Source organism: Cupriavidus sp. KK10 (assembly GCF_018223725.1).
Taxonomy (GTDB): Bacteria; Pseudomonadota; Gammaproteobacteria; order Burkholderiales; family Burkholderiaceae; genus Cupriavidus; species Cupriavidus necator.
Window position 1 is genome coordinate 892,265 of record NZ_CP073677.1, and the last position, 19,850, is coordinate 912,114.

The window sequence follows — 19,850 nt, forward strand, 5'->3', positions numbered from 1 at the left end:
CCTGGATCAGGCGGCAGCCGGGCGCGGCGCCAGGTGCTGGCGCGCGGGCTTCAGGTAGCGGCCCACCGACAGGTCGTCGGCGCGGATCGCGGGCGACTTGCCCGAGACCAGGTCCGACAGCAGCTTGCCCGAGCCGCAGGCCATGGTCCAGCCCAGCGTGCCGTGGCCGGTGTTCAGCCACAGGCCGCGCACCTGGGTCGGGCCGACGATGGGCGTGCCGTCTGGGGTCATCGGGCGCAGGCCGGTCCAGAAGGTGGCGCGGCTGACATCACCGGCGCCCGGGAACAGGTCGGTCACCACGTGTTCGAGCGTGCGGCGCTTGGCCGGATCGAGGCTGCGGTCATAGCCGACGATCTGGGCCATGCCGCCCACGCGGATGCGGTCTTCGAAGCGGGTGATGGCGACCTTGTAGGTTTCGTCCAGCACGGTGGACACCGGGCTGCGCGACGGATCGTTCAGCGGCACCGTGATCGAGAAGCCCTTGAGCGGGTACACCGGCAGGTTGGACATGCCCGACAGGAACGGCTTGACCAGCTGCGTCGACCAGCTGCCCAGCGCCACCACCACCAGGTCGGCGGCCATCGGCTCGCCGTTGACCACGGCGCCGGTGACGGCATCGCCCTGGGTCATCAGGCTGTCGATCGAGCGGTTGTACAGGAATTTCACGCCCAGCATCTCGGCCATGCCTGCGAGCCGTTGCGTAAACAGCGCGCAGTCGCCGGTTTCATCGTTGGGGAGGCGCAGGCCGCCGGCCAGCTTGTGGCGGACGGCGGCCAGCGCCGGTTCGCTCGCGGCGAGTTCCTCGCGCGAAAGCAACTGGTAGGGCACCCCGGCTTCTTCCAGCACGGCGATGTCCTTGGCCGCGCCTTGCAGCTGCTCTTCGGTGCGGAACACCTGCAGCGTGCCTTGCTGGCGGCCTTCGTAAGCGATGCCGGTTTCCGCGCGCAGCGCGCGGATGCAGTCGCGGCTGTACTCGGCCAGCCGCACCATGCGTTCCTTGTTGACGGCGTAGCGCCCGGCGCTGCAGTTCAGCAGCATCTGCCACATCCATTGCAGCTGGAACAGGGTGCCGTCCGGACGGATGCTGAGCGGCGCGTGTTCCTGGAACATCCACTTGATCGCCTTGAGCGGCACGCCGGGCGCGGCCCATGGCGACGCATAGCCGGGCGAGATCTGCCCCGCGTTGGCAAAGCTGGTGCCGAGCGCGGGACCCGCCTCGCGGTCGACGACGGTCACTTCGTGACCGGCCTTGGCCAGGTACCACGCACTGGTGACGCCGATAACACCACTGCCGAGTACGAGAACGCGCATGTCCGGAAGCTCCAACTGCAATGACAAGTTGATAGAGGATTTATCTCTATACTATTGAATCCAATCCAGTCATTGTTATCGAATTTCTTCGGAAAACAGGAAAAACTCATGAGAACGAGTCGCCAGCCCATGCGCACCCTCGACCGGCTCGACCGCAAGATCCTGATGGCGCTGCAAAGCGACGGCAGGATGTCGATGAAGGACCTCGCCGAAGCGGTCGGGCTGACCATCACGCCCTGCATCGAGCGCGTTAAGCGCCTGGAGCGCGATGGTGTCATCATGGGCTACTACGCACGGCTGAACCCGGCACTGCTGGGCAGCGCGCTACTGGTGTTCGTCGAGATCTCGCTGGGCAACAAGTCGGGCAATATGTTCGAGCAGTTCCGGCGCGAGGTGCTGCGCATCCCGGAAGTGCTGGAATGCCACCTGGTCTCGGGCGATTTCGACTACCTGATCAAGGCGCGCATCCGCGAGATCGGCGAATACCGCCGGCTGCTGGGCGATATCCTGCTGCAGCTGCCCGGCGCAGCGCAGTCGAAGAGCTATGTGGTGATGGAAGAGATCAAGGAGACACTGGCGATTTCCGTCGAGGAGAAGAGCCAGGCAGTGTGACCAAGGCCAGCATGGAGCGCCCTCCGCAAAAACCCAAGCCCGCCAGCGGCCGCCCGACGCGGCCCGATGCCGACCCGGATGCACTCGCGCCGCAGGCAGGCCCGCGGCCGCCCGTGGCGCGCAAGGGCCGGGGCGCCGTGAGCAACCTGCAGGGACGTTTCGAGCGCGACCTGCGCGAAGCGTTCGACGATGGCTGGGGCAGTGCACCGGAAGAGGCACCGCATACCATCGAGGCCGCCCCGTCGCCGGAAGCCGCCCCGCTGCCGCCGCTGCGCACGGAAGTCCATATCGAGCGCGCCCGTTCTGTCCTGACGCGCAATGCATCCCCCGACATCCCGTTCGATGTCTCGCTCAACCCCTACCGCGGTTGCGAGCACGGCTGCATCTACTGCTTCGCCCGGCCGACGCACGCCTACCTGGACCTGTCGCCGGGGCTGGACTTTGAAACGCAGCTTTATGCCAAAACCAATGCCGCCGAGCGGCTGCGCGAGGCGTTGGCACGGCCGTCGTACCGCTGCGAGACCATCGCGCTGGGCGTCAACACCGACGCCTACCAGCCGATCGAGCGCGAACAGCGCATCACGCGCGGCCTGCTTGAGGTTATGAGCGAGTGTGACCACCCGGTGGCGCTGATTACCAAGTCGTCGCTGATCGAGCGCGATATCGACCTGCTCGCGCCGATGGCGGCGAAGCGGCTAGCGGTGGCGGCGGTCACCATCACCACGCTGGATGCCGGCATCGCGCGCACGCTGGAACCGCGCGCGGCCACGCCGTCACGCCGGCTGCGCACCATCCGCACGCTGACCGACGCCGGCATCCCGGTGGGTGTGAGCATCGCCCCGGTGATCCCGTTCATCACGGAACCCGACCTGGAGCGTGTATTGGAAGCGGCGCACGAAGCGGGCGCCGTCTATGCAAACTACATCGTGCTGCGGCTGCCCTGGGAAGTGCGGCCGCTGTTCGAGGAATGGCTGCTGGCACATTTTCCCGACCGCGCGGAACGGGTGATGAACCGCGTGCGCGACATGCGCGAGGGCAAAGCCTACGATGCCAGCTTTGCCTCGCGCATGCGCGGTACGGGCGTGTGGGCGGACTTGCTGCGCCAGCGCTTCTACAAGGCCGCCGAACGGCTAGGGTTTCGTTACAACCGGTTTGAGCTGGATACGTCGCGTTTCCGCCCGCCGGTCAGGGGGCCCCGCGGCAAGGACGATCCGCAGGGTTCGCTGTTCTGAGTCTTCTGAGCGCGCTCGGTGGCCAGCTGGTCGCCGATCATGCTGCTGGCGAGTTCCAGCGCGGCCTTCGCGCTCGATGGCGGCAGTCCCGAGGACAGCGCCAGCCTGACAGCGATCGCCGCCAGGCGTCCTTCCTCATAGGTTGGCATGTCGATGCTTGCTCCTTTGCGCCAGGGTGTGGCCCCGCCGCGCGTGACACCGCCGGGATCGGTCGGCTCTACCAGTATGGGCGAATTGGCGGAAAGGAGAGCCGCCGTTTGCGCCGGCCTTGATCGTGCGCAAGCGCGCAGTGCGCTCTAGGTATCGGGCCGGTCCCAATAGGGCGGGTTGCCGAAGCGCTCGGCGAAGAAGTCCACGAAGGCGCGTGTCTTGGGCGGTACCAGGTGCCGGCTGGGAAACACTGCCCAGATCGACACTGCCGGCACCACTGGATATTCGTCCAGCACTGTCGCCAGCGCGCCGCTGCGCAACAGCGGGCCCACATCCCAGGTCGACTTGAGCGAGATGCCGACGCCGGCCACCACCGCGTCGCGCAGCACTTCGCCGTTATCCACGCGCAGGTTGCCGCGCACGTTCACCACGGTCTCGCCCAGCGGCGTATTGAAGCGCCACGCCGACTGGTCGGCCAGCACCAGGCAGTTGTGCTGGCGCAGGTCGTCCGGGTGGCGCGGCACGCCATGGCGCTGCAGGTAGGCGGGTGAGGCGCAGATCACGCGGTGGCTGGGTGCGAGCGCGCGTGCCACCAGCGTGGAATCGGGCAGCACGCCCATGCGCAGCGCCACGTCGATGCTGGCATCGACCAGTCCGATCACCTGGTCGGTCAGGCGCAAGTCAAGCGTGATGTCGGGATAAGCGGCAAGGAATTCCGGCAGCGCCGGCGAGACATGCTGGCGCCCGAAGGACGCCGGCGCGGTCACGCGCAACTGCCCGCGCGGGTGCTCGGCGCCGGTGCCGACCGATTCGCTGGCCAGATCCGCGGTGGCAAGCAACTGCTCCGCATGCGGCAGGAAGCGTTCGCCGTCGGCGGTGAGTGCCAGCCGGCGTGTGGTGCGATGCAACAGGCGGCTGCCCAGGGACTGTTCCAGGCGGCCCAGGCGGGCGCTGGCGGTAGAGGTGGACAAGCCCAGGTCGCGCGCGGCGGCCGACAGGTTGCCCAGCGCCGCGGCGCGGACGAAGACGGCAATGTCGAGCAGGTCGAAATGCACGGCGCCAATGCCGCCGCGGCCGTTATTGCGACAACGCGCGGGCGGCCTCGACCTGCGATTCGAAGAAGGTCTGGAAGCTGATCGCCAGCCCGGCCATCAGCAGGCCGGTGCCGATCAGCAGCGACAGGATCACCAGAATCACCACCGGCCAGCCGGAGCGCGTAGGTTTGCCGAGCTGGTTGAAGCGTGCGTCCCATTTGTCGTCCGGGCGCAGCCCGTAGACGATGGCCGCCAGGAAGGCGCTGATGACGGAGGCTCCGCCGGCGACGGCGAAGGTCCAGTTCAGCACCGGGGTGCCCGCGCCGGCCGCCATCGAGGCCACGCCGATCGCGCCCGCCAGCAGCGCCAGCAGGTGCGTCCAGCCATACGGGTCGCGCAGGCCGCCCAGGTAGAAGCGATGCGCGCCCAGGCTGCCGAACAGGAACGCCAGCGCCACGGTCAGCAGCTTCGATTTGCCGCGCGCGGGCGGCGAGGCGAGCGTGGAGGCATGGCGGGCTGGCGTGGCTGCTGGCATGGTCGGATATCCGGCGGTTGCGGGCCGGCAATGCACCGGCACAGGAACGGCGGCACACGGGTACCGGCCGGCCCACATTGTACGCCGGCAGTCAGCGCAAGAAAGGGAAGTGCGTCAGAAGACGCGCAGGACGGCGCTAATGCCAGCCTGACTGCAGGCCGTCCAGGAAGGCCACCGCGTGCTCGCTGATATGGGTTTCGCCGTAGAGGACCAGGGTCAGGATGCCCATGAACAGGATTGACAGCGATAACTGGCCGGCGTGTTCGGCCAGGTCGCTAAGAAGGGATGACATGATAAACCTCACAGAATTATTGTTATTGTCTTTCTGGAGGCTGCGCCCGGGCCGTTTTGATCGGGTCCGGCAGGAGGTGTCGGGCAGAGGCAGGTCAGTTCGATTGCCGTCTGCACTGGACGGCACGCTGTGAGCCCCGGACAGCGCCGGGCGGCAGCCTGTGCGTGGCACCCGGAAAGCGGGGCACACACTTAAATAGAGACAGGGGGAGCGGGGGAGGAGTTCCGTGAACAGCCGAAAGACCGTTGGGCCGTGCGGCAATGGGCGGGGTTGCGCCGACAGCCGTCAGCAGCGACCTTTATCGGCCATTGTCGCGGCCACGTGCCTGCCAGCCGGGGCCGACGTTGCCTGGCCGGGAGTCGTTGCGGGCTTCATTGGGGTTGTCGCGTTCCTGGCCCCGGCCGCGGTTATCGTCGCGGGCACCAGCCAGCGCGGCGCGGCGCCCGCTCAGGCGGTCGTCGGCACGGGCGCGTGCTTCCATGCGGTCGATCTGGGCTTGCACGTGCTCGCGGCTCTCGGCGCGCACGCTGGCCATCTGCCAGCCGTCGCGGGGCTGCGGCTGCATCCGAGCGGAGCGGCCATCGGGCCGTACTTGTTGCCAGAACGCGACCTGGGCATGGCTGGCGGCAACCGCGCCGACCAGGCCCGAGGCCACCAGGATGCCAGCCACCAGGTCGCGCAGGAGAGAGCGGGTGAGCATGCGGATTCCCAGGTTCCTGACGCGCTGTGTTGCTGTTGGAAGATGGGTTCATGGTACGCATGGGCCATCGGGGCGCCTATGCCAATCCCGTTACCGGTGTAACGGATTGTTTCGGCCACCCGGGCCCCCTTTCCGTGGGGTTTTCAGCGGGGTTCAGGGCCGGTAGCGGATGCGGTAAATGGCCCCGGCAAGGTCGTCGCTGACCAGCAGCGAACCGTCCGGTGCAACCAGGACGTCGACCGGGCGGCCCCACGGCCTGCCACCGCGCAGCCAGCCCTGCGCGAACACCTCCTGGTGCACCGCCTTGCCGGCATCGTCGAGCACCACCCGGACCACGCGGTAGCCGGACGGCTCGCTGCGGTCCCAGCTGCCGTGCTCGGCAATGAAGACGTTGTTGCGGTAGGGCGCCGGGAATTGCGTGCCGGTATAGAAGCGCATGCCCAGGGCCGCCACGTGCGCACCCAGCAGGGCCACCGGCGGCACGAACTCGGCGCAGGAGCGCTGGCTGCCATATTCGGGATCGGCAACCTTGCCGGCATGGCAGTACGGGTAGCCGAAATGCTGGCCGGCAGCGGTGGCGCGGTTGAGTTCGTCGTCGGGCAGATCGTCGCCCATGCGGTCGCGGCCGTTGTCGGTGAACCACAGTTCGCGCGTGGCCGGGTGCCAGTCGAAGCCGACGGTGTTGCGCACGCCGCGTGCCACCACCTGCAGGTCGCTGCCGTCGGGCTTCATCTTCATGATGTTGGCGTAGCGGTTCTCGTCGGGCGCGCAGATGTTGCATGGCGCGCCGACCGGCACGTAGAGATAGCCGTCGGGACCGAAGGCGATGAATTTCCAGCCATGGTGCCCGTCCGTGGGGAAGCGGTCGCTCACCACCGTTGGTGCCGGCGGCTTGTCGAGGCTGGCCTCGATATGGTCGATCCGCACGATCTTCGACACCGAGGACGCGTACAGGCTGCCGTCGTGCAAGGCCACGCCGGCCGGCATGCGCAGCCCGGTGGCGACCGTGCGCACGCGCGGCCGGGCCCCCAGCGCGTCGGTCACCGCGTAGACCTTGCCTTCGCCGCGCGAGCCGACGAAGAGCGTGCCCGACGGCGACATCGCCATGGCGCGCGCGCCTGGCACGTCCTGCGTCAGCACCTCGATGCGGAAACCAGGCGGCAGCCGGACCTGGTCCAGCGGCAGGGCGGCCGGCGCGGACCCGGTGCCTGCCAGCAGTACAATGGCGAGCAGGGCCGCGGGCTGCACGGTGCGTGCCATGAAGTGCAGAGCCGGGCGCATGTCGGGCCTCCTGTCGCGGTTTTTGCCACGATGCCTGCACGGCAGGCGCGCGTCAATCGCCTAAGTTCACCTAAGTGTTTGTTTGGCCTCGGTAACTGGGCTATACTCTTGCGTTTCGTGTTCGAACGTCCTCGAACACCCCCGTTTCGAACACCCCGTTTTCTGAGGAATCATTCCATGGTCGTTATCCGTCTGGCTCGCGGCGGCAGCAAGAAGCGCCCGTTCTTCAACATCGTCGCCACCGACTCGCGCAACCGTCGCGATGGTCGTTTCATTGAGCGCGTTGGTTTCTACAACCCGCTGGCTACGGAAGGTGAAGAAGGCCTGCGCCTGGCGCAAGACCGCCTGGCTTACTGGCAAGGCGTTGGCGCCCAGCTGTCGCCGACCGTTGCCCGCCTGGTCAAGCAAGGCGCCGCCAAGGCTGCTGCCTGATAGTCGCCTGCAGCGCGCCCCGTCGAACCGTTTTTACGGCCGGCGGGGCGTGTTCTTATTGCACACGTGACTGAACGAAAGCAGGGCGCCGTCCGGCCGCTGAACCGACCGCTGGTTCAGCCCCAGGGCGAGCCACAAAAGGCTTGCAAACTGCCCGCGGCGCTCCTGTATGCCGACCCCCTGCCGGAAGACCTGGTAGAGGTCGGCTATATTGGCGCTGCCTACGGCATCCGCGGCTGGATCAAGGTCTTGCCGCATGCCGATGATGCTTCGGCCCTGCTGCATGCCCGCCGCTGGTGGCTGCTGGCACCGCCGCAGGCGGGGCTGGTGGCGGCCGATGCGTCGCGTGCCCAGCCCGTCTGCGTAAAGATCGCGCAGTCGCGCGAGCACAGCGGCACCGTCGTGGCGCAAGCGTCCGGCGTGGCCGACCGCAATCTTGCGGAAGCGCTCAAGGGCCGTCGCGTGTGGATCCGGCGTGCGGATTTTCCCGCGCCGGAAGAAGATGAGTTCTACTGGGTCGACCTGATCGGCTGCACCGTCAGCAACGAGCAAGGCGAGTTGCTGGGCGAGGTGTCCGGGCTGATCGACAACGGTGCCCACCAGATCCTGCAGGTGGCCTGCGTGCTCCCTGACGGCAAGGCCGGTGAACGGCTGATTCCGTTTGTCGATGCGTTCCTGCGCTCGGTGGATACCGCGGGCAGGCGCATCGTGGTGGACTGGGGGCTCGACTACTGAGCCTGTGCCCGCGATGGTGCGGGATTGGCGCAGGATTGGGATTGGGAGAGAGCGGATGCAGTTCGATGTGATCACGCTGTTTCCCGACATGTTTCGCGCGCTGACCGACTGGGGTATCACCAGCCGGGCGGCCAAGCAGCAGCGCTATGGCTTGCGCACCTGGAATCCGCGTGATTTCACGGTCGACAACTACCGCACCATCGATGATCGTCCTTACGGCGGCGGTCCCGGCATGGTGATGCTGGCCAAGCCGCTGGATGATGCGATCGATGCCGCGGTGGCGGCGCAGGCGCAGGCCGGCGTGCCGAAGCCGCATGTGGTGCTGATGTCGCCGCAGGGCAAGACGCTGTCGCATGCCAGGGTGATGGAGCTGGCCGAACGGCCGGGCCTGGTCTTGCTGTGCGGCAGGTATGAGGCCATCGACCAGCGGCTGATCGACCGCCGCGTGGACGAGGAAATCAGCCTCGGCGACTTTGTGCTGTCGGGCGGCGAGCTGCCGGCGATGGCGCTGATCGACGCCGTGGTGCGGCACTTGCCCGGCGTGCTGGGCGATGCGCAGTCCGCCGTGCAGGACAGTTTCGTCAATGGCCTGCTGGATTGTCCGCACTACACGCGGCCGGAAGAATATGAAGGCGTGCGGGTTCCCGAGATCCTGCTCGGGGGGCATCACGCCGAGATCGAGAAATGGCGGCGCCAGCAGGCGCTGGCCAATACCGCGAGCAAGCGCCCCGACCTGATCAAGGCCGCTCGCGAACAAGGTTTGCTGACCCGCGCCGACGAGAAATTCTTGTCGGAATGGGCGGCGAAGGAAGGGCGGGGGGAGACCCCCGCCAGGTAAAACCCCATCCTCTGCCGGGGCCCGGGCAATGCCTGGGGCATACAACGCCGGCACGATGGTTACGGAGAAAAAACGATGAACATCATCGAGCAGATCGAGAAGGAAGAGATCGCGCGTCTGACCGCGAACAAGACCATCCCCGCATTCGCACCTGGCGACACCGTGATCGTCAACGTGAACGTGGTGGAAGGTACCCGCAAGCGCGTGCAGGCCTACGAAGGCGTCGTGATTGCCAAGCGCAACCGCGGCCTGAATTCGTCCTTCATCGTGCGCAAGATCTCGTCGGGTGAAGGCGTGGAACGTACGTTCCAGCTGTACTCGCCGCTGATTGCCGGCATCGAAGTGAAGCGTCGCGGCGACGTGCGTCGTGCGAAGCTGTACTACCTGCGCCAGCGTTCGGGCAAGTCCGCACGTATCAAGGAAAAGCTGGTGTCGAAGGCTGCTGTCGCTGCCAAGGCTGCGCAGTAAGCTGGGCATGCCGGCCGGGGCAGCCCGGCCAGCGTTTCCTCAGGAAGGGCACCCCAGGGTGCCCTTTTTGCATTGGCGCGGCGCAAACGTTGGAAGCGGCGGGCATTTTTGCTGCGACGCCAGAATGCGCGCTTCTGTCATACTTGCAATGTTATGCGTCCTGCTTTCGATCCCGAATCCCTTCCCGTCATCGACACCGACCTGCGCAACAGCGCCCTGAGCGCGCCGCGGTTGCAGGTGGACTTTATCCGGCACCGCTTCCAGGTGCCGCCGGCCTGGGCGCCGGAGCTGACCGATGAATCGCGTGTCTATGACCGCAGCCGCGGGCTGCGCGACGCCGCCGTGCTAGTGCCGCTGGTGGAGCGCCATTACGGCCTGACGGTGCTGCTGACGCAGCGCAATGCCAACCTGAGCGCGCATGCCGGGCAGATCAGCTTCCCGGGCGGGAGGCAGGAGTCATGGGATGTCAACCGAATCGACACGGCGCTGCGCGAGACGGAAGAAGAGGTGGGCCTGGCGCGCGACTATGTGGAAGTGCTGGGTGCGCTGCCGGACTACATCACCGGCACCGGTTTCCACGTGAGCCCCGTGGTAGGGCTGGTGCGTGACGGTTTCACGCTGCGCCCCGATGCCTCGGAAGTCGCCGATGTCTTCGAAGTGCCGCTCGCGTTCCTGATGGACCCGTCCCACCATGAACGGCGCCTGTTCCGCTGGGTCGATGGCGAACGGGTGTTCTACGCCATGCCCTATCCGCGCGAGACAGGCGGCCACCGCTTTATCTGGGGCGCCACCGCGGGCATGCTGCGCAATCTTTACCACCTGCTGGCGGCCTGAGCTGCCGGGTTCTTACGCTGCGGCCTGGTCCTTGCTGCCGATGCAGTGGGGGCAGCTCTTGCCGACCACGTAGTGCGGGCTTTGCTGCTCCTGCGGCGTGACCACCGCGCGGCAGGCAAAGCATTGCTTAGGGCCGGCAGGCTCCAGGTTGGGGTTCAGCGCGGTGCGGTAGTCAAAGACGAAGCAGTCGCCGCGATAGTGGCTGCCGCCGACCTCCTCGAAGTACTTCAGGATGCCGCCCTCGAGTTGGTACACGCGCTCGATGCCGGCTTCCTGCATATGGATCGCCGCCTTCTCGCAGCGGATGCCGCCGGTGCAGAACGACACCACGGTCTTGCCTTCCAGTTCACCCTTGTGGGCCGCCACTGCGTCAGGAAATTCGCTGAACTTGGCGATGTCGTATTCGACGGCGTCTTCGAACGTGCCAACCGCGACTTCGAAATCATTGCGCGTGTCCAGCATCACCACCGGACGGCCTTCGTCGTCGTGCCCCTGGTCCAGCCAGCGCTTCAGGTCGGCCGGCCGCACTGACGGCGCGCGGCCTTCCTCGGGGCGGATCAGCGGCATCTTCATGGTGATGATTTCCTTCTTGGCGCGCACCAGCATGCGCTTGAAGGGCTGGTTTTCCGACAGGCTTTCCTTGGGCACGATATCGGCAAAGCGCGCATCGGCATGCAGCCAGGCCATGAAGCCGTCGATGGCAGCGCGCGGGCCCGCCAGGAACATGTTGATGCCCTCGGGCGCGAGCAGGATCGTGCCTTTCAGGCCGGCCGCTTCGCAGCGCTCGCGCATGGCCGGGCGCAGGGTCTCGATGTCGTCCAGCGAGACGAATTTGTAAGCGGAAATATTGACGATCTGCATGAGAGACTGCGCCTGCACGGCCGCGTCCGGGAGGGGCGCCGACGGCTTGCGATAACTACCTGATTGAAAAGGCGAAATTATAACGCGTGCGGGCGCCGGCGCCGCGCATTCCCAAGCACGCCGATCAGCTATGCCGGGCCCTCGCGCGAGGCCGCCTGCACGCAATATCGGAGGCATGCCAGCGGACTGAGCCGGTACAATGTCGCCCATGTCCGCACCCCGCTTCGTACACCTCCGCCTGCATTCCGAATATTCCATCGTGGACGGCATCGTCCGCCTGGAAGACGCCGTCAAGGCCGCCGCCGCCGATGGCATGGGCGCGCTCGCCCTGACGGACCTTGCCAACGCCTTCGGGCTGATCCGTTACTACAAGGAGGCGCGCGGCGGCGGCGTGAAGCCCGTGGTCGGTGCCGACGTCTGGCTCACCAACGCCGAGGACCGCGACAAGCCGTCGCGCCTGCTGCTGCTGGTGCAGGACCGCCGCGGCTACCTGAACCTGTGCATGCTGCTGTCGCGCGCGTGGCTGGGCAACCAGCACCGCGGGCGCGCCGAGATCGATCCGGCCTGGTTCCTGGAACCCGGCGAGGACGACCTGCCGCTGGCCACTGGCCTGATCGCCCTGTCGGGCGCAATGGGTGGCGATATCGGCATGGCGCTGGCCAACGGCAATGCCGACGGTGCGCGCCGCGCGGCACAGCATTGGTCCACGGTATTCGCGCAGCGCTTCTACATCGAACTGCAGCGTGCCGGCAATGCCGGCACCGATGCCTACGTGCAGCAGGCCGTGCAGCTGGCGGCTGAACTGCAACTGCCGGTGGTGGCCACGCATCCGGTGCAGTTCATGACGCCGGACGACTACACCGCGCACGAGGCGCGCGTGTGCATCGCCGAGGGCGAGCTGCTGGCCAATCCGCGCCGCACCCGGCGCTTTACCACCGACCAGTACTTCAAGACCCAGGACGAGATGTGCGCGCTGTTCGCGGACATCCCCTCGGCACTGGAGAACGCGGTCGAGATCGCGCGCCGCTGCAACCTGACGCTGGAGCTGGGCAAGCCGCGCCTGCCGCTGTTCCCGACGCCCGACGGCATGTCGCTGGACGACTACCTGGTCTTCATGGCCAAGGACGGGCTGGAGAAGCGCCTGGCAGTGCTGTTCCCCGACGAGGCGGTGCGCGAATCGAAGCGCCCGGAATACTACGCACGGCTGGAGTTCGAGACCGGCACCATCATCAAGATGGGCTTCCCCGGCTACTTCCTGATCGTGGCGGACTTTATCAACTGGGCCAAGAACAACGGCGTGCCGGTGGGTCCGGGCCGCGGTTCGGGCGCCGGTTCGCTGGTCGCGTATGCGCTCGGCATCACCGACCTGGATCCGCTCAAGTACGCGCTGCTGTTCGAGCGATTCCTGAACCCAGAACGGGTGTCGATGCCTGACTTCGACATCGACTTCTGCCAGCACGGCCGCGATCGCGTGATCACCTACGTGAAGGAGAAGTACGGCAAGGACGCGGTATCGCAGATCGCCACCTTCGGCACCATGGCGGCCAAGGCCGCGGTGCGCGACGTGGGCCGCGTGCTCGACCTCGGCTACGGCTTTGTCGACGGCATCGCCAAGCTGATCCCGTTCAAGCCGGGCAAGCTGGTCACCATCGAGGAGGCCAAGAAGGAAGAGCCACTGCTGACCGAGCGCGAGAATAACGAGGAAGAAGTGCGCCAGTTGCTGGAACTGGCGCAGCGCGTGGAAGGCATGACGCGTAACGTCGGCATGCACGCCGGCGGCGTGCTGATCGCGCCCGGCAGGCTGACCGACTTCTGCCCGCTGTACACGCAGGGCGCGCAGAACGACGGCATGAGCGGCGTGGTCAGCCAGTACGACAAGGACGACGTCGAGGCCGCCGGCTTGGTGAAGTTCGACTTTCTGGGCCTGACCACGCTGACCATCCTGGACTGGGCCGAGCGCTATATCCGCCGCCTCGATCCGAGCAAGGCCGACTGGAACTGCAGCCATATCCCGCTCGACGACAGTCCCGCCTTCGATATCCTGAAGACTGCCAACACCGTCGCCGTGTTCCAGCTGGAAAGCCGCGGCATGCAGGGCATGCTCAAGGACGCCAAGCCTGACCGCTTTGAGGACATCATCGCGCTGGTGGCACTGTACCGCCCGGGCCCGATGGACCTGATCCCCAGCTTCTGCGCGCGCAAGCACGGCCGCGAGAAGGTGGAGTATCCCGATCCGCGCGTCGAACCCGTCCTGAAAGAGACCTACGGCATCATGGTCTACCAGGAGCAGGTGATGCAGATGGCGCAGATCATCGGCGGCTACTCGCTCGGCGGCGCCGACCTGCTGCGCCGCGCCATGGGCAAGAAGAAGCCCGAGGAAATGGCGCAGCACCGCGTGATGTTCCGCGAAGGTGCCGACAAGAATGGTCTCTCCGCGCAGCAGGCCGACGATATCTTCGACTTGATGGAGAAGTTCGCGGGCTACGGCTTCAACAAGTCGCACGCGGCCGCGTACGCACTGCTGGCGTACTACACCGCCTGGCTCAAGGCCCACCATCCGGCCGAATTCATGGCAGCCAACATGTCGCTGGCCATGGATGACACCGACAAGGTCAAGATCCTCTACGAGGACTGCAAGCTCAACAAGCTCGCGGTGCTGCCGCCCGACGTCAACGCCAGCGAATACCGCTTCGCGCCGACCGACTCCAAGACCATCCGCTATGGCCTGGGTGGCATCAAGGGCAGCGGCCAGGGCGCGATCGAAGACATCCTGCGCGCGCGCGAGGAACGGCCCTTCACCGATCTGTTCGACTTCTGCGAGCGCGTCGACCGCCGCCAGGTCAACCGCCGCACCATGGAGGCCCTGATCCGCGCCGGCGCTTTCGACAGCCTGAACGACAACCGCGCACAGCTGCTGGCATCGGTGCCGATCGCGATGGAGGCCGCCGAGCAGAAGGCGGAGTCCGCCAACCAGGTGTCGCTGTTCGACCTGATGGGCGATGCCGGCGAAGCGCACCGCCCAGAGTTGCTGGACGAGCCGCGCTGGAGCCCGAAGCGCACGCTGCAGGAAGAGAAGCAGGCGCTTGGCTACTACTTCTCAGGCCATCTGTTCGATGCCTATCGCGACGAGGTGCGCCGCTTCAACAAGGGCACGCTGGCCGCGCTGGAAAAGGAAGTGCAGGGCAACGGCGGCGGCTTCGGCCGCGATGTGCGCGGCAAGACCATCGCCGGCGTGATCTCCGGCGTCCGCACGCAGATGACCCAGCGCGGCAAGATGCTGATCGTGACGCTCGACGACGGCACCGGGCTGGTCGAGATGACGGTGTTCAACGAGCTGTTCGACGCCAACCGGCACATGTTCCGCGAGGACGAGCTGCTGATTGCCACGGGGAATGCGCGGCACGATACGTTTACCGGTGGGGTGAGGTTCACGGCGGAATCGGTGATGGACCTGGTGGCCGCGCGCCTCAAGTTCGCCAGCGCGGTGCGGCTGGCGATGAATGGCAATTCCTCGACCGGGATGCTGCGCGAACTGCTGATGCCGCACCTGGCCCGCGCCAGCGGCGGGCAGGGTTTGCCGGTGCGCATCCACTACCAGTCGGCGGCGGCTTCGTGCGAGGCCATGCTCGGAGCGGACTGGAAGGTGGTGCCCTCCGACGAGGCGCTGACCGCGTTGCGGCTGGCACTGTCGCCGGACAGCGTCAGCACCCTCTACGAATAAACCGACGGCAGCGGCGGTCTCAGGCCGCCTGCCGGGCGGCACGCGCGCTGGCCGCCAGCGTTAGCAGCGCGTCGACGTGGGCCTCGATGCCCGGATCGTAGTTGAGCATCGCCATCGGGTCCGCCAGCCGGCCCTGGCCGCTGCGTGCCGCGTCGACCGCGGCGCGAATCGCGCGGTCGAGCGTCTCGGCGCGATCGCGTGCGAAGGCATGCACGGCCTGCGGCCGGATCACCTCCAGGCAGGCAATATTGTCGGCAAAGACCAGCGGTGTGCCGCACAGCACCGATTCCACGCCGACCAGTCCGAACGGTTCATAGCCCGAAGCCAGGATGGTGAAGTCCGCGGCGCGGTAGAGCGCGTCGATGCGGCTGCTGTAGCCCAGTTCCCGTACCCGCGGGATGGTGCGCCCGACCGGACGGCCGGCCACGGCAAGCGTGATCGGCAGGTCCGATTCAGAGAAATAGTCGGCAAGCAGGTCGAAACCCTTGCGGGCATGGCCCGAAGACGGGAACAGGAACACGACCTCATCGTCACCGAAACCGAACTCACGGCGCAACGCGGCGCGCGCGTCGGCGTCGACCGGCGTGAAGCGCTGCGTGTCGACCGGCGGATAGATCAGTTCCACGCGGTCCGGCGGCATCCCGTACAGCTCGATCACCTCGCGGCGCATCAGCGCCGAATGCGCCACCACGCGATGCGCGCCAGCATACTGCGCACTCTCCAGGTCGATCTGCCACTGGTCGGAGCGGCGCGCTGCCGTGCCGCGCGCGCCGAGATAGCCGCGGTGGGTGCCGCCGCAAATGGCGATGTCCGAGCCGCGCACGCGGTTGCAGCCGATCAGCACTTCATCCGCTGGCAGGCGCGCTTGCAGGCGCCACGAGAAATAGCGGTCGCGCAGCTTGCCGGGCAGCCACGAGACCAGGATGCGATGCGGCGTGACGCCGGCCGCCTGCGCCACGCCGGTGTCGAAGCGGCGCGCGTAGACCGACACCTCGGTGCCGGCGCGGGCGGCCATCGCGCGGCTGATGTCGAGCGCGTAGCGTTCCAGGCCGCCGCCTGCGCCGAAGCGATTGCAGGAGATGCCAACTTTCATCGATGCATGGAATAAAGGGGAGGGGCGGCCGGCCGCCTCAACGGGTGACCTCGGGGGCGGCTGCCTTGAGATCGGTTTCGGCCTGCAACTGCGCCAGCTTGGCGTACTTGTAGTAGCTTGCCTGCGCATTCATCAGCGCCACGCCAAAGCCTGCGCTGCCGTCCAGGAAGCCGCGCTTGAGCAGGTAGGTCCGGATGAAGGCCCACAGGCCGTGGCCCGCGGCGGACGCCACCGAACTACGCTTGCCCCGCGCGTAGGCCTGCTGCGCGCCTGCGCTGGAGTAGCTGTCGATCTTGCGCAGCACGTCCGACAGTGTGCGGTAGCTGTAATGGATCAATGGCTCGCGCAGATGAGTGACCGGGTCGACCACCTTCAGGTGTTCGTGGACCAGGTCATCCGTGAAGCGGCCGCGGCCCTTGCGGAAGACGCGGGTCACATAGTCCGGATACCAGCCTGCGTGGCGCACGAAGGTGCCGCAGAACGCTGAAAGGCGCGGCAGCGCAAGCGCGTGGGCGTCGGCCCGCTTCAGATGGCCCCGGATCTCGTCGCGCAGGGCGGGGGTGACACGTTCATCGGCATCGAGGCTCAGGATCCAGTCGCCCGTGGCGGCGTCAACCGCACGGTTCTTCTGCGGTCCGAAGCCAGGCCAGTCGTCGGTCTGGATGACAGTGGCGCCGGCAGCACGCGCAATCGCCACCGTGTCATCCGTGCTGGCCCAATCCACTATAATCGCCTCTTCGCACCAGGACACGCTTTCGAGGCATGGCCCGATATTGTGAGCTTCATTCCTGGTAATGATGACGGCCGAGACTCTCATGGAACATAGGGGAGGCACGCAGGTCGGACAAGACCGACGGGCCGCCGGAGTCGCCCACGGCGCCAGGCGCTGGATCGAGACCGCGTATTCTACCGCACTGGCGCATGGCGCCCTTCGCGCACCCTGATGCGATCGAGTCGGCTCGCGGGCCGTTTCCTGATTCTCAAATTGATGATACGAGCACAATTGTCCCGTTCTGCCGGGATGGAAGAAGTCTTCCTTCTGCCTGCGCGTGCAGCATTGGCCTCTCTCTTGCCGGCTGCAATCCGGGCAAGACCGGACGCGCAGGCGCTAGCCGTATGATCGGCGCCTACGTCATCAATCTCGACACCGCGCGGGAGCGCCGGGAGCGCATTTCCGGCCAGCTGGCGGGCCTTGGTATCCCGTTCCAGGTGTTCCGGGCCGTGGATGGCCGCGTGCTGGCGGAGGAGGAAGTGGCCAGCAAGTACGATGCCGCCGCCGCCGCCGCGCGTTACCGCCCCATGAGCCGGGGCGAGGTGGGGTGCGGATTGAGCCACCTTGGCGTGTACCGCAAGATGCTGGACGACGGCGCCGCCTTCGCGCTGGTGCTGGAGGACGATGCATCGCTCGGCCCCGACCTCGCAAGCGTGCTGGCCGACCTCGAGTCACGCCTGGATCCGGACCGGGCCGAGGTGGTGCTGCTGTCCCATGTCGACAAGTACACCCGCTGGGGTGCGCGCAGGCTTGGCGGCGAGCGACGCCTGGTCAGGCGCTACGGCGAATGGTGGCTCGCGCACGGCTACGTGGTGACGCGCGCCGCAGCGCAGCGGCTGCTGGCCGGCCTGCAGCCGCTGTGGTGCGCGGCCGACTATTGGTCGGCCTTTGAAAAACAGGGTCTGGTGTCGGTCAGTGCGGTGGTGCCATATTGCATTGGCCTGACCGAGCTGGCCGAGACCTCGTCGCTCGAAACGCATCGCGCCGACCTGGACGCCACCGACAAGGCTCAGCGCAGCATCGGCTATTATCTGCGCCGCTACGTCTATCAGCGCTTCCTGTTCCAGCTCATCGTCAGGCCCTTCCTTCGGGTAGCCCGGCAGAAGCGGCCGGGCTAGCGCCGGGCCGGCACGTCGCCTCCACACACAAGAAATATCAGTGACCACATCCAAACCGCCCATTTCGCCAGGTGCCGCCGTGCCGTCCAGCATGGCCAGCCGGCTCTGGTCTTACCTGCGCCCCGAGTTACGTATCTTCATCGGCGCTATCCTCGCCATGGCCGTGGTCGCGGGCAGCGAAGGGGTGATCCCCAAGGTTGTCAATGACCTGCTCGACAAGGGCTTCGGCGGCGACTACGCCGGCACGCTGTGGCATGTCCCCGCGATCCTGACCGGCGTGGCCCTGATCCGCGGCGTGGCGCAGTTTGCCTCGGGCTACCTGTTGAACCTGATCTCGAACCGCGTGCTGCTGAAGATGCGCCTGCAGATGTTCGAGCGCCTGCTGCAGGCGCCGGCGTCGTTCTTCCACCGCAACACGGCGGCTTCGCTGATCAATGCCGTGATCTTCGAGGTCAACCAGGTGCTGCAGATCCTGACTAGCGTCTTTATCACGCTGGTGCGGGACTCGCTGACGGTTGTCGCGCTGCTGATCTATCTCTTCTATACCAACTGGCGCCTGACGCTGATCGTGGCGGTGATCCTGCCGGTGATCGGCTACCTGATGTCGAAGATCAACCGCCGGCTGCGCAAGCTCAACCGCGATCACCAGGCCTTTACCAACAACGCTGCCTATGTCGTGGAAGAGGCCGTGGGCGGCTACAAGGTGGTCAAGCTGCATGGCGGCGAAGCCTACGAGATGGGCCGCTTCCGCACCGTGGCCGAGCGGCTCAAGAACTACTCGATGCGCATGGCGGTTGCCGGCGGGCTGAACCAGCCGGTCACGGCCTTCCTGGCTGCGCTGGCGCTGTCGGTGATCATCACCATTGCGATGGTGCAGGCACAGGCCAACCAGACCACGGTGGGCGGTTTTACCGGCTTTGTGATGGCGATGCTGCTGCTGATCTCGCCGCTCAAGCACCTGACCGACATCAACCAGCCGCTGACGCGCGGCATCACCGCAGCCGAGATGATTTTCCGGCTGATCGATGAACCGATCGAGCCGCAGGACGGTGGCAAGATGCTGGGTCGTGCCCGTGGCGAGCTGGCCTTCGAGCAAGTCGGCTTCCGCTACGGTGAAGCGTCCCGCGCAGCGCTGGAGGGCATTGACCTGCGCGTCAGTCCGGGCGAGGTGGTGGCGCTGGTGGGCCCGTCGGGCAGCGGCAAGACCACGCTGGTCAACCTGGTGCCGCGCTTCTTCGACCCCACTGCCGGGCGCATCTTGCTGGATGGCGCGCCGCTGACCGAGTTGTCGCTGAAGGACCTGCGCAACCAGATTGCCTTCGTCAGCCAGGACGTGGTGCTGTTCAACGACACCGTCGCCGCCAATGTGGCATATGGCGCGCAATCCGATAGCGAGATCGACATGGCCCGCGTTGAGCGCGCGCTGGCGGCCGCCTACCTGACGGAAACGGTCAAGGGGCTGCCGGAGGGCCTGAACACCAATATCGGCGACAACGGCATGAAGCTGTCCGGTGGCCAGCGCCAGCGGCTGGCGATTGCCCGGGCGCTGTACAAGGACGCACCGATCCTGATCCTGGACGAGGCCACTTCGGCACTGGATTCGGAGTCGGAGCGCCAGGTGCAGGCGGCGCTGGAGGAACTGATGAGGGGCCGGACCACGCTGGTGATTGCGCACCGGTTGTCCACCATCGAGAACGCCGACCGCATCGCCGTGCTGGACCACGGCCGCGTGGCGGAGCAGGGCACGCACGCGCAGCTGCTGGCGGCCAACGGCCTGTACGCCGGGCTGCACCGGATCCAGTTCGCGACGCAGCAACGGTAACGGACGTAC

At 66.6% G+C, this 19,850-nt stretch carries 19 protein-coding genes; 10 read left to right on the forward strand and 9 right to left on the reverse strand.

Translation table 11 applies throughout. The features are described 5' to 3' along the window. Window positions 1–6: 6 nt before the first annotated feature. Window positions 7–1,311 carry a D-amino acid dehydrogenase gene (locus KB879_RS04370; RefSeq protein WP_153955032.1) on the reverse strand — a complete coding sequence of 435 codons (1,305 nt, stop codon included), beginning with the start codon at window positions 1,309–1,311 and terminating at the stop codon, window positions 7–9. A gap of 108 nt (window positions 1,312–1,419) precedes the next feature. Here KB879_RS04370 and KB879_RS04375 point away from each other — a divergent pair, with 108 nt between their 5' ends. Together KB879_RS04375 and KB879_RS04380 are read left to right on the forward strand one after the other, a co-directional pair. Then, window positions 1,420–1,923, forward strand: coding sequence for an Lrp/AsnC ligand binding domain-containing protein (locus tag KB879_RS04375; protein WP_013955869.1), 504 nt, complete (start codon window positions 1,420–1,422; stop codon window positions 1,921–1,923). An 11-nt stretch (window positions 1,924–1,934) separates the two neighbouring features. Next, on the forward strand, window positions 1,935–3,155 hold the full coding sequence (locus KB879_RS04380; protein ID WP_153955047.1) for a PA0069 family radical SAM protein: 1,221 nt from the start codon (window positions 1,935–1,937) through the stop codon (window positions 3,153–3,155). A gap of 296 nt (window positions 3,156–3,451) precedes the next feature. On the opposite strand, the gene KB879_RS04385 is transcribed toward KB879_RS04380, so the two are convergent. The 5 genes from KB879_RS04385 to KB879_RS04405 form a co-directional block, all read right to left on the reverse strand. Continuing rightward, on the reverse strand, window positions 3,452–4,360 hold the full coding sequence (locus KB879_RS04385; RefSeq protein ID WP_211980825.1) for a LysR family transcriptional regulator: 909 nt from the start codon (window positions 4,358–4,360) through the stop codon (window positions 3,452–3,454). Window positions 4,361–4,382: 22 nt separating this feature from the next. Then, window positions 4,383–4,874, reverse strand: a complete 492-nt coding sequence (locus tag KB879_RS04390; RefSeq protein ID WP_013955875.1) for an NINE protein — start codon at window positions 4,872–4,874, stop codon at window positions 4,383–4,385. Between the two features lie 136 nt (window positions 4,875–5,010). After that, window positions 5,011–5,166 (reverse strand): hypothetical protein, encoded by a 156-nt coding sequence (locus tag KB879_RS04395; RefSeq protein ID WP_013955876.1) that lies wholly within the window; start codon window positions 5,164–5,166, stop codon window positions 5,011–5,013. A gap of 298 nt (window positions 5,167–5,464) precedes the next feature. Next, window positions 5,465–5,866 (reverse strand): hypothetical protein, encoded by a 402-nt coding sequence (locus KB879_RS04400; RefSeq protein ID WP_013955877.1) that lies wholly within the window; start codon window positions 5,864–5,866, stop codon window positions 5,465–5,467. 153 nt (window positions 5,867–6,019) lie between these two features. Next, entirely contained in the window at window positions 6,020–7,147 is a 1,128-nt protein-coding gene (locus KB879_RS04405; RefSeq protein WP_013955879.1) for a sorbosone dehydrogenase family protein, read from the reverse strand. Window positions 7,148–7,324: 177 nt separating this feature from the next. Here KB879_RS04405 and rpsP point away from each other — a divergent pair, with 177 nt between their 5' ends. The 5 genes from rpsP (at window position 7,325) to KB879_RS04430 (ending at window position 10,454) form a co-directional block, all read left to right on the forward strand. Further along, window positions 7,325–7,579: a 30S ribosomal protein S16 gene (rpsP, locus tag KB879_RS04410; RefSeq protein WP_010812927.1), complete on the forward strand. Its 255-nt coding sequence runs from the start codon at window positions 7,325–7,327 to the stop codon at window positions 7,577–7,579. Window positions 7,580–7,690: 111 nt separating this feature from the next. Next, window positions 7,691–8,314 carry a ribosome maturation factor RimM gene (gene rimM, locus KB879_RS04415; RefSeq protein ID WP_051591612.1) on the forward strand — a complete coding sequence of 208 codons (624 nt, stop codon included), beginning with the start codon at window positions 7,691–7,693 and terminating at the stop codon, window positions 8,312–8,314. Between the two features lie 55 nt (window positions 8,315–8,369). Beyond that, a complete protein-coding gene (gene trmD / locus KB879_RS04420) occupies window positions 8,370–9,152 on the forward strand; it encodes a tRNA (guanosine(37)-N1)-methyltransferase TrmD (protein ID WP_211980827.1) in 783 nt (260 codons plus the stop codon). Between the two features lie 75 nt (window positions 9,153–9,227). Then, window positions 9,228–9,620: a 50S ribosomal protein L19 gene (rplS, locus tag KB879_RS04425; protein ID WP_013955882.1), complete on the forward strand. Its 393-nt coding sequence runs from the start codon at window positions 9,228–9,230 to the stop codon at window positions 9,618–9,620. 153 nt (window positions 9,621–9,773) lie between these two features. Further along, complete coding sequence (locus KB879_RS04430; protein ID WP_153955034.1) at window positions 9,774–10,454, forward strand: CoA pyrophosphatase; 681 nt, start codon at window positions 9,774–9,776, stop codon at window positions 10,452–10,454. Window positions 10,455–10,466: 12 nt separating this feature from the next. Here KB879_RS04430 and KB879_RS04435 read toward each other — a convergent pair whose 3' ends face one another. Then, a complete protein-coding gene (locus tag KB879_RS04435) occupies window positions 10,467–11,315 on the reverse strand; it encodes a sulfurtransferase (RefSeq protein WP_153955035.1) in 849 nt (282 codons plus the stop codon). 208 nt (window positions 11,316–11,523) lie between these two features. Here KB879_RS04435 and dnaE point away from each other — a divergent pair, with 208 nt between their 5' ends. Then, a complete protein-coding gene (dnaE, locus tag KB879_RS04440; RefSeq protein WP_153955036.1) occupies window positions 11,524–15,036 on the forward strand; it encodes a DNA polymerase III subunit alpha in 3,513 nt (1,170 codons plus the stop codon). A gap of 19 nt (window positions 15,037–15,055) precedes the next feature. Here dnaE and KB879_RS04445 read toward each other — a convergent pair whose 3' ends face one another. Then, the gene (locus KB879_RS04445; RefSeq protein WP_153955037.1) at window positions 15,056–16,129 is read right to left on the reverse strand and encodes a glycosyltransferase family 4 protein; all 1,074 of its coding nucleotides are present in this window, start codon (window positions 16,127–16,129) and stop codon (window positions 15,056–15,058) included. 37 nt (window positions 16,130–16,166) lie between these two features. After that, window positions 16,167–16,946: a glycosyltransferase family 2 protein gene (locus KB879_RS04450; protein ID WP_211980828.1), complete on the reverse strand. Its 780-nt coding sequence runs from the start codon at window positions 16,944–16,946 to the stop codon at window positions 16,167–16,169. 299 nt (window positions 16,947–17,245) lie between these two features. Between KB879_RS04450 and KB879_RS04455 the strand changes: the two genes are divergently transcribed. Next, window positions 17,246–18,019, forward strand: a complete 774-nt coding sequence (locus KB879_RS04455; RefSeq protein ID WP_013955888.1) for a glycosyltransferase family 25 protein — start codon at window positions 17,246–17,248, stop codon at window positions 18,017–18,019. Between the two features lie 91 nt (window positions 18,020–18,110). Beyond that, on the forward strand, window positions 18,111–19,841 hold the full coding sequence (gene msbA, locus KB879_RS04460; RefSeq protein ID WP_153955049.1) for a lipid A export permease/ATP-binding protein MsbA: 1,731 nt from the start codon (window positions 18,111–18,113) through the stop codon (window positions 19,839–19,841). Window positions 19,842–19,850: the final 9 nt, after the last annotated feature.

Bases quoted from the DNA above. Each gene is read 5' to 3' on its own strand.
- KB879_RS04375 (WP_013955869.1), top strand. From the start codon at position 1,420: ATGAGAACGAGTCGCCAGCCCATGCGCACCCTCGACCGGCTCGACCGC.
- KB879_RS04370 (WP_153955032.1), bottom strand. From the start codon at position 1,311: ATGCGCGTTCTCGTACTCGGCAGTGGTGTTATCGGCGTCACCAGTGCG.
- KB879_RS04400 (WP_013955877.1), bottom strand. From the start codon at position 5,866: ATGCTCACCCGCTCTCTCCTGCGCGACCTGGTGGCTGGCATCCTGGTG.
- KB879_RS04380 (WP_153955047.1), top strand. From the start codon at position 1,935: ATGGAGCGCCCTCCGCAAAAACCCAAGCCCGCCAGCGGCCGCCCGACG.
- KB879_RS04405 (WP_013955879.1), bottom strand. From the start codon at position 7,147: ATGCGCCCGGCTCTGCACTTCATGGCACGCACCGTGCAGCCCGCGGCC.
- KB879_RS04450 (WP_211980828.1), bottom strand. From the start codon at position 16,946: ATGAGAGTCTCGGCCGTCATCATTACCAGGAATGAAGCTCACAATATC.
- rpsP (WP_010812927.1), top strand. From the start codon at position 7,325: ATGGTCGTTATCCGTCTGGCTCGCGGCGGCAGCAAGAAGCGCCCGTTC.
- KB879_RS04435 (WP_153955035.1), bottom strand. From the start codon at position 11,315: ATGCAGATCGTCAATATTTCCGCTTACAAATTCGTCTCGCTGGACGAC.
- trmD (WP_211980827.1), top strand. From the start codon at position 8,370: ATGCAGTTCGATGTGATCACGCTGTTTCCCGACATGTTTCGCGCGCTG.
- KB879_RS04445 (WP_153955037.1), bottom strand. From the start codon at position 16,129: ATGAAAGTTGGCATCTCCTGCAATCGCTTCGGCGCAGGCGGCGGCCTG.
- KB879_RS04390 (WP_013955875.1), bottom strand. From the start codon at position 4,874: ATGCCAGCAGCCACGCCAGCCCGCCATGCCTCCACGCTCGCCTCGCCG.
- KB879_RS04455 (WP_013955888.1), top strand. From the start codon at position 17,246: ATGATCGGCGCCTACGTCATCAATCTCGACACCGCGCGGGAGCGCCGG.
- KB879_RS04395 (WP_013955876.1), bottom strand. From the start codon at position 5,166: ATGTCATCCCTTCTTAGCGACCTGGCCGAACACGCCGGCCAGTTATCG.
- dnaE (WP_153955036.1), top strand. From the start codon at position 11,524: ATGTCCGCACCCCGCTTCGTACACCTCCGCCTGCATTCCGAATATTCC.
- rplS (WP_013955882.1), top strand. From the start codon at position 9,228: ATGAACATCATCGAGCAGATCGAGAAGGAAGAGATCGCGCGTCTGACC.
- msbA (WP_153955049.1), top strand. From the start codon at position 18,111: ATGGCCAGCCGGCTCTGGTCTTACCTGCGCCCCGAGTTACGTATCTTC.
- KB879_RS04430 (WP_153955034.1), top strand. From the start codon at position 9,774: ATGCGTCCTGCTTTCGATCCCGAATCCCTTCCCGTCATCGACACCGAC.